Source organism: Marinomonas sp. HM11-D, assembly GCF_057626615.1.
This window is the reverse complement of the sequence record NZ_JBMMKT010000001.1, coordinates 18,552-30,543: the sequence shown is the minus strand read 5'-3', so window position 1 is coordinate 30,543 and position 11,992 is coordinate 18,552. Positions and strand designations below refer to the sequence as shown.

Below are 11,992 nucleotides of genomic sequence, written 5' to 3'. Positions count from 1 at the left end.
CGATTGAGAGCAGATTAGTTTTTAATTTATTTAAAATAATTTAGACTTTGGCCATATAACTATTAAAAGAAAACTAAATTAATAAACACTAATCTTCTATGTTTTTTAAAAACTTATTAAATATAAATCCAGATTTTAAATGTGAGACATAAATAAAAAAACACGCAAACCAAGATAATGGTCTGCGTGCTTTATATAAGAACTATAATTAAAATTTATATCAAACAAAAAGTTTACACACTAGTAAAACTCTCCACTAAAGCATGTAAACCTCACGACAACTCAGCTTCCGCTTGCTCTAGTTCATCCTGAGCTTCGAACCATGCTTCTTCCGCTTCCTCTAATGACTTTTTCCACTTCGCCTCATCAGCTAATAGAGTCTGCAGCTTATCTTTGTTCGCAACCTCATAGAGGCTACTATCAGCCATGGCTTCGCCAATCGTTTCTAAATGAGATTGTGCGATCTGCATGGTCTTCTCATATTTTTCAATGGCTTTGCGCAGTGGGCGCAGTTTTTCACGTAACTCGGCCGCCTTGCGGCGCTCTTCTTTACGGTCGACTTTTTCCACTTTGGCTTCATTGGCCGAGGCACGCTCCGCTTGGTTGGCCTGCTGTTGACGCGCCTGCAGCCACTGATGGTAAGAATGTAGGTCGCCATCAAAGGCTTCGATCTTATGATCCGCCACCAAGAAGAACTCATCTACCGTACTATTTAATAAGTGACGATCGTGGGATACCACTAGGATAGCACCTTCAAACTCTTGCAAGGCTTCGGTCAGCGCTTGGCGCATTTCGATGTCCAAATGGTTGGTCGGCTCGTCCAGTACCAATAGGTTAGGCTTACGCCAAGCAATCAAAGACAGCGCCAAACGAGCTTTTTCACCACCAGAAAAGCCTTTTACCGCACGCAACGCATCATCACCAATAAAGCCAAAGCCACCCAAGTATTTACGCACATCGGCCTCAAGTGCTGTAGGCGTAATACGCTGGATATGCAGTACTGGCGAGGCTTCTAAATCCAAGGCGCTTAATTGATGCTGGGAAAAGTAACCCACTTTGGTATTTTCACCATAAACACGATCACCAGCCAATAAATCCAGCTCTTGCACTAAAGATTTAATCAAGGTCGATTTACCGGCACCGTTTGGCCCGAGTAAACCAATGCGCTGGCCGTCACGAATGGAGAAATTGGACTGCGGCAGTTGCACCTTGTGCGAGCCATCTTCTAACACATAACCTAAATCCGCTTGAATCAAACTGACCAACTGTGGTGAGGTTTTCTCCGCCATCGGAATGGAAAACTCAAATTGAGAATCAATGTGCGCAGGACCAATCTGCTCCATTTTCTCCAGCATTTTCAAACGACTTTGTGCCTGTTTGGCTTTGGTCGCCTTGTAGCGGAAACGATCCACGTATTCTTGCAAGTGAGCACGCTTGCGCTGCTGCTGCTCGAACATAGATTGTTGCTGCGCTAAATGCTCGGCACGCTGACGTTCGTAGTCGCTGTAGTTACCTTTGTAGAGGTTCAACTTCTTCTGGTACAAATGCACGATATGACTACAGATGCCATCCAAGAAATCACGGTCGTGGGAAATTAACAGCAAGGTGCCAGGGTAATTGCGCAGCCAGTTTTCTAACCACATCACCGCATCCAAGTCCAAGTGGTTGGTCGGTTCGTCCAGTAGCAAAATATCCGATGGACACATTAAGGCGCGGGCAAGGTTCAAACGGATACGCCAACCACCGGAAAAGTCCGCCACTTTCTTTTTCATATCGGCCATTTTGAAGCCAAGGCCTTGCAGCAAGGTTTCACCACGAGATTGCGCCGAGTAACCGTGAGCGTTTTCGTATTCGCTTAGCCAATGCGCATGACCATGATCGTCTCCCTTGGCTTGGGCTTCTTCGATTTTGGCTTCAATCATGCGTAATCGATCATCACCATCGAGACAGTATTCCAACGCCGTGCGATCTACGTCTTCTACTTCTTGCGCCATAAAGGAAATACGACGTTGGCCTGGCAGAATGACTTCACCCGTATCGGCATGCAACTGTCCACGTACCAAGGCAAACAGAGAGGATTTCCCAGCGCCATTGGCACCGATCAAACCGACTTTCTGACCTTCAAAAATGGTCATATCGGCCTGTTCAAGCAAAAACTGCGTACCACGCTGTAAACTGACTTCGGAAAACTGGATCATGAAAACGTCTCTGTCTGTAACGGTAATAAATGAAGCGAAAGGCGCATTCTAGTGGATTCCAGAATCACAGGCGAGTCTCTTCGCGAATACCCCTTTAAACCTTAATTCCAACCCCCACATAAGGTGCAAAATCGGCGCTCAAGTTTTAAAATAAGCGCATACTTAATTTAACGGTGATTCTTGTGAACAACATCAATGAAATCCAACGCTTCTCCTTCGATAACACCAATGTTCGAGGCGAGCGCGTCCTACTAACTGATGCCTACCAAAACATCATTGCCCGTAAGCACTACCCTAAGTCACTTGAGCAATTATTAGGTGAATTCGTCGCGGCCATCGCGCTACTGCGTGACATCGTAAAAATCGACGGCGTGCTATCTCTGCAATGTAAAGGCGAAGGTCCATTGAAAACCCTGATGGCAGAATGTGACGAGCACCAAACACTGCGTGCGATTGCCCAATGGGACGAAGAACAAGCTTTTCCTGAAGTCGTTTCATTAAAAGAGTTGTTAGCTGGTGGTTACCTAGTGATTACCATCTCTCCGCGCAACGGTAACCGTTACCAAGGGATTGTTGAGATTGCCGGCGACAACCTAGCAGCGTGTCTAGAGCAATACTTCTTCCAATCTGAACAGCTCCCAAGCCGTGTCTGGCTAGCTGCGGATGGCACCCAGGCAGCAGGCTTATTCCTACAACGCCTTCCAGCTGAACAAGCGAAAGTAGGCGACGAAGACGCATGGGATCGTTTTGTTCACCTAGCGTCTACGGTAAAGGATGAAGAGTTGCTAGGCTTAGCAACGGAAGAGCTATTGCACCGTTTGTATCACGAAGAAGAGCTACGTTTGTACGATGCCAAAACCATGCAATTTGGTTGTTCGTGTTCTCGTCAGCGTACCTTTGATGCCATCGTATCCATGGGTGCCGAAGAGATCCGTGAAATTATCAGCGAGGAAGGTAGCATTAAAGCCGAATGCCAATTCTGTGCTGAGAAATACGAATTCTTCAAAGAAGACTTAGACAGTGAGTTAGGCGACCAAGCCCATACGCACTAATCTGATTTAAGCAAAAGGGGCGATCTGGTGATCGCCCCTTTTCTTATAAATAGTAGGTTTCAATGGTCGGTATGTTAGCGTCTACCGCCTCTTCTAAGGAAGTCGGTTGAGAGATCAAATACCCTTGGAAACAATGGCAACCAAGCATTTTCAAATATTCCAACTGCTCCAAGGTTTCAACCCCCTCAGCCACCAACTTATAGTTAAGCGCTTGAGCAATGTGAATCATGGACTCCACGACCACTCTCGCTTTCGGATCGTCCAAACGATTGACAAAACTGCGGTCAATTTTGATTTCATCCACAGACAGACGCTGCAAATGGGCAAACGACGTATAGCCTGTACCAAAGTCATCCAAGGACACACGACACCCCATGGCACGAAGTTGCTCCAACACTTCTACTTTGGCCTGATCCATATGCACGAAATAGGTTTCCGTCACTTCCAGACAAACACTGGTCGCGGATACACCCGCCACATGCAAACTGGCGGCAATACGTTGGGCAAAGTCACTGTCTAATAACTCCTGCGCCGAGATATTAATCGACAAGACAAAATCTTCTGGTACTGACACTTGTTTAAGAGTCGCCAAGGCTTTCTTCAATACCATCATGTCGATTTCTTGAATCAGGTTTGCCTTCTCCGCCACGGGGATGTAGACCTCAGGGGACAGGCGGCTCAATACTTCTGAATTCGATCGCAGTAATGCTTCGGCACCAACTACTCGGTTACTCGTGGCATCATAAAGCGGCATAAACACCAGATAAAAAGCATCATCCGCAAGGGCCCGACGCAAGGCATCTTCTACCGATGCTTTTTGACGTAGCGGCTGATCGTAGCGGGATAGGTAGGCTCTGGCAAAAGCCGTCGTTTCCAGCGGTTGATCTAGCACGAAGCGGCACTTTTCCAACACCTCATCCAGATGTTTTGGCATGGCATCATCCACCACATAGCTGGCGCTAACATCTAGCTTTAGATGGCCAACCCCCACCATCTCAACGCCTTCCTTGAAAATACGTTCCAATAATTGCTCTCGTGCGAGTTTGCCCACGGGACAATACATGGCAAATTCTGCATCACTGATACGCGCCAAGGTAATCGATTGCGATTGAAACACTGACAACAAACGCTGTTTGGTCTTCACTAATAACTGACCAAATACTTCTGCGCCAAAGTGTTTTTCTAAGATAGCGGCATTATCAAAGCGGAAAATATACAGTGCGCCACCCGCCTCGGGGGCAAGGCCACGCATATGATCTCTCAGCCCTTGCTCATTTAACAATCCGGTAGTTGAGTCATATAAGGCGGCACGACGCATACGCTGTAACGTGCCATGGCCACGCCAAGAGAAACTTAACAAGCTGCCGACACCAACCATTAGCCAAAATGTCAGCAACCAATTATTAAGCTGTTGAATATCAACCAAAAAGCCATCCACTTTTAAGGCAGACAAGGTCAAATCATATTGCCCGGGATGACGCAGTGGCGTGTCATTCACCACTAAATCCAGCGAATATACATGGCGGAAATCTTTATCGGCGCTTTCAAAACTAATGCCGTATAGGTCCTGCCACCAGCTCGCCACATCAAAGCGGCTAATCGGTACATCAAACACGCCATTGCGAATACGAACCGAGTGAAACTTGGTATCCTGATACTCAGGAATACCTTCAAAGTGGGGGTTTAAAAAACTGGTGATATTTAACTCAAGACGGTTGCTGTAGTCACTGGCGCTGGATTGCACATAGGCTTCCACATGCACCTGATCCACTTGCTTGAAGGAAAATGGCATGCCGTCTTTATCTTTAGGCAGTACAACACGCATACCACATAGGTAAGCTGGCGAGACACCATCCCATGCACACTGTGCTTTCATAGGACCTTGCCTAGTAGCGTTAACCATCTCGGTTCTTTCAAAAGGGAGAATTTTTAAACCGTCCATATCAAGTAGGTTCACTTGATAGTGGTTTAGCGGCGTGCGTGCCCACAAAAAAACTAAGGCACTGAGCACCCCGATGGTGATAAAAAGCTTGCGGTAACCTGATGAAGTCCAAGAATGTCCGTGTCTCTGCATAATGCCTTTATATATCCAACAAGCCCTACTTAACTAAGAGATAGTATCTGTTAACCATTTGCCGCACTTAACCTAATCCGACAAATAGCACCTATTATTGACCCAGATTCATAGTTTTTACTCGATTTGTAATCTTTTGAAAATACACCATGCTTGACGAAACTAAAATTGAACTTAAATTCAGTGTGATCGCTAAATTGACAAAATTCGTAAGGCCTATGTAAAGGCTCTTGTCGCCCTATGTTTCGAGGCATACATTGCCAATGCGTCTTGTGCTTGGCATATCACTCCAAGTTCATTAACAAGGTGTGCAGGTGAAGGGGTCACTTTGGTAAAGTGTTACGACCTAGGTTGGCGTTGGAGCGCCGTCTTATGGTAGAACAATACCTTGGATCGATTTGCGAGGCACAAGGCGTGATTCTCTCTTCCATGACAAATTCCACTCGGATGCTTGAAATTCTCGTGTCGCACCCCAACCAAATCTAAACTTGGAACCACATTTAATGGAACGTTTTCACATGAAAAAAACATTAGTCGCAGCATTGATTGCCTCTTCAGTTTCACTCGCATACGCTGCGGACGTAGAGCTTGAAAGCAAAGAACAGAAACTTGGATACTCAATCGGCACTATGTTCGGTAGCCGCATGGCCAATGATTTTGAAGGCATGGATTTAGAAGCGTTCAAAGCGGGCTTCGAAGACTCTTTCTCAGGCAAAGATCCACAAATGTCTCTAGAAGATGTGCAAGCGACTATGCAAGCCTTCCAACAAGAGCAAATGGAAAAAGCTCAGCGTGAACAAGCTAAGATGGCAGAAGAAGCCAAAGCTAACTCTCAAGCTTGGCTAGACAAAAAAGCCAAAGAAAAGGGTGTAGTGAAAACGGAATCAGGTTTGATGTACAAGGTTGTTAGCAAAGGCGACGGCAAAAAGCCTGCTGACACTGACACGGTGAAAGTGAATTACGAAGGTAAACTGGTTGACGGCACTGTCTTTGATAGCTCTTACGAGCGCGGTGAGCCAATTTCTTTCCCATTGAACCAAGTCATTCCAGGTTGGACTGAAGGCGTACAACTAATGCCAGTTGGTTCAACTTACGAGTTCTACATTCCATCAGAGTTGGCTTACGGCCCAGGCGGCACTGGCCCAATCCCACCTTATTCAGCACTTGAGTTCAAAGTGGAACTGCTAAGCATTGAAGCTGCAGAATAACCGTTCGATAGATTAGTATCGGTCACGCAACGCCCTCTTCACGAGGGCGTTTTTGTTTGTGCTACAATCGGTGTTTTTCCAGAAAGCCTGATCATGCTCGTACCTGTCATCCTCGCTGGCGGCCATGGCACTCGCCTTGCTCCCATTTCCACCCCAGATCATCCCAAACCCTTTTTAGATCTGTTGGACTGTGGTCATTCGCTATTTGAGTTAACCCTGCTACGCGCCAAACAGACCTCGAGTGAGCGTCCCATTATTATCGCGGCGTTTGAGCATCTTGGACTTATTCAAGCTTCCCTAAAAAAACTCGAATTTGAAGCCCATATTCTGCTGGAACCATGCGCACGCAATACAGCGCCGGCCATCGCCTGCGCGGCTTTGTTTGCAGAGCAGCTCCGCGCTCAATCCTGCCAATTACTTGTGCTGGCAGCCGATCATTATATCGCCGACACGGATTACTTTTGTGAAAGGGTCATCCAAGCCACGCATCAAGCAAACCAAGATAAGTTGGTGCTCTTTGGCATTCGTCCAAGCTCAGCCGAAACCGGCTATGGCTATATTGAAATGGATCATCATAAACAGATTATCGAGTTTCATGAAAAACCGGACTTAGAGACCGCACAAGGCTACCTAGCCTCCGGCCAGCACCTTTGGAACAGCGGTTTCTTCCTGCTCCCTAGCCAATTACTGCTCGAAGAAATCTCTCAGTTCACACCAAATATCAGTGCTGTCTGCAAAGCGGCAATGAGCCACCTCGTTGAGCTATCTGACAAAGTCTGGAAGCTACCCATGGCATTGGCACAATCTCCAGCTATTTCAATAGATTACGCGGTCATGGAGCACAGTCAAAAGCTAGCCTTGTGCGAGTTTGATAGCGCTTGGAGTGATCTTGGCACTTGGCGAGCACTGTACGCGCTTTGGCCAAAGAACCCGCAGGGCATCGCCCACCATGCGGGGTTAGATCTGACATTGATTCCGAGTGATTCAGGTTTTCATTTGCAGCAATATGGGAATTGGATCGCCGATGTCTAAGCCAACAACGCCTCTCAAGCTTTGCACAGGCAGTAGTGTTAAATTCGGCACCAGCGGTGTGCGTGGACTGGTAACAGAGCTCACTAAAGAAGTGTGCCAAGGCTTTACGCAAGCCTTTCTAAACCGCCTATGTAATGAACAAGCGCTGTGCGTTGGTTTGGATCTTCGTCCCAGCAGTCCAATCATCACGGATTGGGTGATCGAGCAAGCTCAACTCATGGGCTTTGAGGTGTTGCACTGCGGCACGCTTCCTACCCCTGCCTTAGCGTTTTACGCAATGCAGCAAGGTTTACCCGCCATCATGATCACGGGCAGCCATATTCCCTTTGATCGCAATGGGATGAAGTTCTATCTACCTACGGGTGAAATCACCAAAGCCGATGAGCAAACTATTTTAGCAGCCAGCCTCAATGACTTACCTATGGGAATTCAGAAAAGACAAGCTTGTGACTGTGCTGATCAAGCACTTAGACTCTATCAAGAGCGTTACTTGAAAGCCTTTGCTGAGCTTAACCTAGCAGGCAAACGCATCGGTGTTTACCAACATAGCAGCGTCGCGCGCGATCTACTGACAGACATACTGCAAACATTTGGCGCTGAGGTCATTGAGCTTGGGCGAACCAATCATTTTGTTGCGCTCGATACCGAAGCGGTAGGCGAAACGGAACAAGCATTGGCTCGTGAATGGGCAGAAAGATTCCAACTAGATGCTATTGTTACGACGGATGGCGATGGCGATCGGCCATTGATCGCAGACGAAACCGGCCAATGGCTGCGTGGCGATCAGGTCGGAATGCTGACCTGCCAATTCCTGCAGGCGACACACATTGCAACACCGATTAATAGTAATAGCGGCCTGGAGCTGTTCATCCCAAGCGCCAACGTCGTCAGAACGAAAATTGGTTCGCCCTTTGTGATCCAAGCCATGCCACCAGTCAGCGCGCAAGAGATAAGTCTAGGCTTTGAAGCCAATGGCGGGGTATTGCTGGGTACAGACACTCATTTGCTCAAAGCCCTCCCCACCCGGGATGCTCTATTACCGATCTTAAGTGTGCTGTTTACCCTGCAAAGACAGACAGTGAGTTCATTGCTAGAAACATTACCCAAACGCTATAGCGCCAGTAATCGCATCCAGAACATCGACCTTGCGGCATGCCTGCTGGGACTGCAAACGCTTATTGATCCAGCTAATTGGCATGCCCTTCTGCAGGAGATCTACTTAAAGCCACTGCCTCAAATAGTCTCTCTTAATACTCTCGATGGGGTGCGAGCAACGCTGAATAACGGCGATATTTTGCACATCCGAGCCTCTGGTAATGCCAATGAAGTACGCATTTACTATGAGTCAGATAGCTTAAATCAGGCCAATAAAAGCTGTGACATGACTAAAAACAGCCTTTCTTCCTTATTTTTTGACATATGACAGTATTACAAAACTTCATTGATGTTTTTTTAAACAGCAGCAGATATAGTCACTTTCAAGGTAGGACGTTAGGGATAACGCTAGTTCCTAGGATAGGAATCTTGCCTGGCATAAGGCAGATCATTAAGGACAATGATGGTTTCAGGAAGAAACACTGCCTTTGTCCCTCCTTGAAAGATAGGAAGTCATGGATGACTTTTGCTCCCAGGATGGGAGCCCTATCTTTTTTCTTCAGGATGATATCGAGCTGCAAGGATGCAGCGGAAAGCCCTTAGAAAGGCACACTCTAGCCACGTCTTGCTAGGTGGCTCTGGAACACTTTGACAAGCTGGTTTACCCTAACGCGCACACTTTATGTTATGGGCCTTACCTTGAACTCTTCCAGCAATTCCTTATATCGCTATTTCTCTTATTTTGTCTGGCTGTTAGCTGCGGCAACCTTTGCCTTAGCGCTCTCTGTCCCAAGTGGCATATCTCATACAACGCTTAGTCTTTTTTTACTAGCCGTGATGTTCTCTTTCCTACTTCGTAAACAGGGACTAACGCTTACTAAGCAAGATGCCTTATTAATGGGCATCTTTGCCCTCTACGCTATCAGCAGTGTTGGCTTTGTTTATCTAGACGGTTGGCATACTAGAGAGCTGGATCGCCCTTCAAGATTCCTTCTGGCGCTTCCAGTACTGTTACTGCTACTCAAATGCAAAATGCCCAAAGCCCCTTTGATCTTTTACAGTTCTATCATTGGCGCTATAGCTGCGGCCTCTCTGGCAGCTTACGAGGTCTTTGTTCAGGGTGAACCGAGAGCTCAGGTCTATACCAATGCCATTATGTTCGGTGACACCAGCATGCTCCTTGGCCTAATCAATGCCGTGGCGTGCTTTTACTTTTACCAGAACAAACAAAAGTTTATGCTGGCTCTAGGGTTAGCTGGCGTTCTGTGTGGTATCGCGGGATCTATCTTATCGGGTTCCCGAGGTGGTTGGATTGCCGTGCCTCTGATCGGTTTATTCATCCTGATTCAGGCAAAGGATCTAATTGGCAGAAAGCAACTTAGCGCCATTATCTTGGTCGGTTTGATCGGAGCCACTTCTGTAATCGCTCTTCCACAAACAGGGATTCAAGCTCGCTTTGCAAAAGCGGTTGATGATATTCAGCTTTACCTCTTAGGTGAAACCAATACATCCGTTGGACTTCGTTTTGAAATGTGGAAAGGCGCGATCTATTTATTTTCTGAGGCACCGATGTTAGGTGTAGGGGAATACGGCAGTCGTCCACTGAAAGCAGAGTTAGCGAAACAAGGCCTCATGAGTCTAGAAGCCACTCAGTTTGACCATTTACACAACGAGTTCTTTAATACGATGGCACTAAAAGGCGTAGTTGGTTTAGCGATCTTGATCTTGCTCTACCTAGTTCCCCTCAAACTGTTTATTAGTAAAGCAAGGCAATATTCTAATAATTGGAATGTCAAAGCGTACGCCTTAGCAGGCGCTTTGGTCCCAATGAGCTACATGGACTTTGCTCTCACTCAGTCCATGTTCAGCCACAACATTGGCATCATGGTGTTTATCTTCTTTATCTTGTTTTTCTGGGCCGCGGTTAGATGGGCAGAAAACCAAGCGTTGAAAACATAGCGTTATAGGCCCTTTCGCCCTAAGACGACTACCACGGTTCGCAGGAGCGTTTCCAACTCTAGCCAAACGCTCCAATGCTTAATGTAATAAAGATCATACATTAGCTTTTGACGAGCATCTTCTAGGTTCGCGCCATAGGGGTAGCAAACTTGCGCCCACCCCGAAATACCTGGACGGACGAGATGTCGTTCATGGTAATAGGGGATCTCTTTCTCATAGTTTTCAACCAAGATATCCCATTCTGTGCGCGGGCCCACTAGATGCATTTCGCCACGCACCACATTCCATAGCTGCGGTAATTCATCAATGCGAAACTTACGCATCACATGACCAAACGGAAAGATACGCGGATCTTCCTTTTGCGTGTAGGGATTAAAATGAGCATTCTCGTGCATACTGCGGAACTTCAAAGCAATAAAGTTTTCTCCAGCCAGCCCCACTCGACTCTGACGAAACAGTACACTTCCAGGGGACTGTAGGCGCACTTTAAGCATGGCGTACAGAATTAACGGCAAGCAAATAACACCAATACAAAGCACCGCAAGCCAATCAATAGCACGCTTTAAAATAAGATTTCTAAGGGTATATGGACGTACCTTCTCTAAATAGCTTAAGTCTTCACCGTCATAGGGGATGTAGCACTTGCGCAGGAAGGTCTCCATAAAGCGGTGCAAGACAATTAAGCGGATGCCCTTAAGGTCTAGGTGAGTCAGTTCCTTAATCAGCTGATTGGTGGCTGGCGTTTCAAGGTTCAACAGAAGATAGTCAGGAGACAGCTTCATGATACTAGACTCAATATCTTGGCTATCATTTAAGCTAAAGTACGTCAGCTCAATACCCTGCTGCTCCAACATGGCATACTCAAACTCATTAAACTCGTAATGGCGACCTAACACTGCCACTTGGATCTTGGTCTGAGCATAGCGACGGGAATAATGATGAATAGCCAGCTTAATGGCCATAGCAAAGAAGGGGGTAAAAATCACCCATATAGCCACTACCACTCGATCAAAATCGAGCTCTGGCAGATAGATAAACAGCAACACTAACAGGAAAAAGACGTTAAAAAACCACGTCTTAAAGGTAATGGCCAATCTATCCGAAAAAGAACGGTGATTATAACGGCTGTAACCGCCTTGGACGCCGATACAAGTGGCATAGAAGACACCACTCAGTAGCATCATCCAGTTATATTCATCGCCCCACTGCCCTCGACTAAATAACGCAAAAGACAGAAGTAAAAGAATGGCAGGCGTGCATAGGTCTACCAACGCATAGGTGAAAGGCACTCTACGATCTTGATATCGCTTAACATGACTCTTTTTCATCAACTAACCAAATACCTAGATCAAAAATATATACAGTTTTCAGAAC

General features: G+C 46.6%; 8 protein-coding genes. 5 read left to right on the top strand and 3 right to left on the bottom strand.

Annotated features, from left to right (window positions below):
* Window positions 1–272 precede the first annotated feature (272 nt).
* Window positions 273–2,198, bottom strand: a complete 1,926-nt coding sequence (locus tag ACOSVP_RS00110; RefSeq protein ID WP_487345482.1) for an ABC-F family ATP-binding cassette domain-containing protein — start codon at window positions 2,196–2,198, stop codon at window positions 273–275.
* Between the two features lie 182 nt (window positions 2,199–2,380).
* Between ACOSVP_RS00110 and hslO the strand changes: the two genes are divergently transcribed.
* The gene (hslO, locus tag ACOSVP_RS00105) at window positions 2,381–3,250 is read left to right on the top strand and encodes an Hsp33 family molecular chaperone HslO (protein WP_487345481.1); all 870 of its coding nucleotides are present in this window, start codon (window positions 2,381–2,383) and stop codon (window positions 3,248–3,250) included.
* Between the two features lie 43 nt (window positions 3,251–3,293).
* Here the strand turns inward: hslO and ACOSVP_RS00100 are convergent, their stop codons facing one another.
* Window positions 3,294–5,126: an EAL domain-containing protein gene (locus ACOSVP_RS00100; protein ID WP_487345480.1), complete on the bottom strand. Its 1,833-nt coding sequence runs from the start codon at window positions 5,124–5,126 to the stop codon at window positions 3,294–3,296.
* Between the two features lie 716 nt (window positions 5,127–5,842).
* Between ACOSVP_RS00100 and bamJ the strand changes: the two genes are divergently transcribed.
* The 4 genes from bamJ (at window position 5,843) to ACOSVP_RS00080 (ending at window position 10,618) form a co-directional block, all read left to right on the top strand.
* Window positions 5,843–6,532 carry a BamJ family beta-barrel-assembly machinery protein gene (bamJ, locus tag ACOSVP_RS00095; protein ID WP_487345479.1) on the top strand — a complete coding sequence of 230 codons (690 nt, stop codon included), beginning with the start codon at window positions 5,843–5,845 and terminating at the stop codon, window positions 6,530–6,532.
* 93 nt (window positions 6,533–6,625) lie between these two features.
* On the top strand, window positions 6,626–7,564 hold the full coding sequence (locus tag ACOSVP_RS00090; RefSeq protein WP_487345478.1) for a mannose-1-phosphate guanylyltransferase: 939 nt from the start codon (window positions 6,626–6,628) through the stop codon (window positions 7,562–7,564).
* Entirely contained in the window at window positions 7,557–8,987 is a 1,431-nt protein-coding gene (locus ACOSVP_RS00085; RefSeq protein WP_487345477.1) for a phosphohexomutase domain-containing protein, read from the top strand. Before ACOSVP_RS00090 ends, ACOSVP_RS00085 begins: the two co-directional genes overlap by 8 nt.
* Window positions 8,988–9,358: 371 nt before the next feature.
* Entirely contained in the window at window positions 9,359–10,618 is a 1,260-nt protein-coding gene (locus ACOSVP_RS00080) for an O-antigen ligase family protein (RefSeq protein WP_487345476.1), read from the top strand.
* Between the two features lie 2 nt (window positions 10,619–10,620).
* Here ACOSVP_RS00080 and ACOSVP_RS00075 read toward each other — a convergent pair whose 3' ends face one another.
* On the bottom strand, window positions 10,621–11,946 hold the full coding sequence (locus ACOSVP_RS00075; RefSeq protein ID WP_487345475.1) for an exopolysaccharide biosynthesis polyprenyl glycosylphosphotransferase: 1,326 nt from the start codon (window positions 11,944–11,946) through the stop codon (window positions 10,621–10,623).
* Window positions 11,947–11,992: the final 46 nt, after the last annotated feature.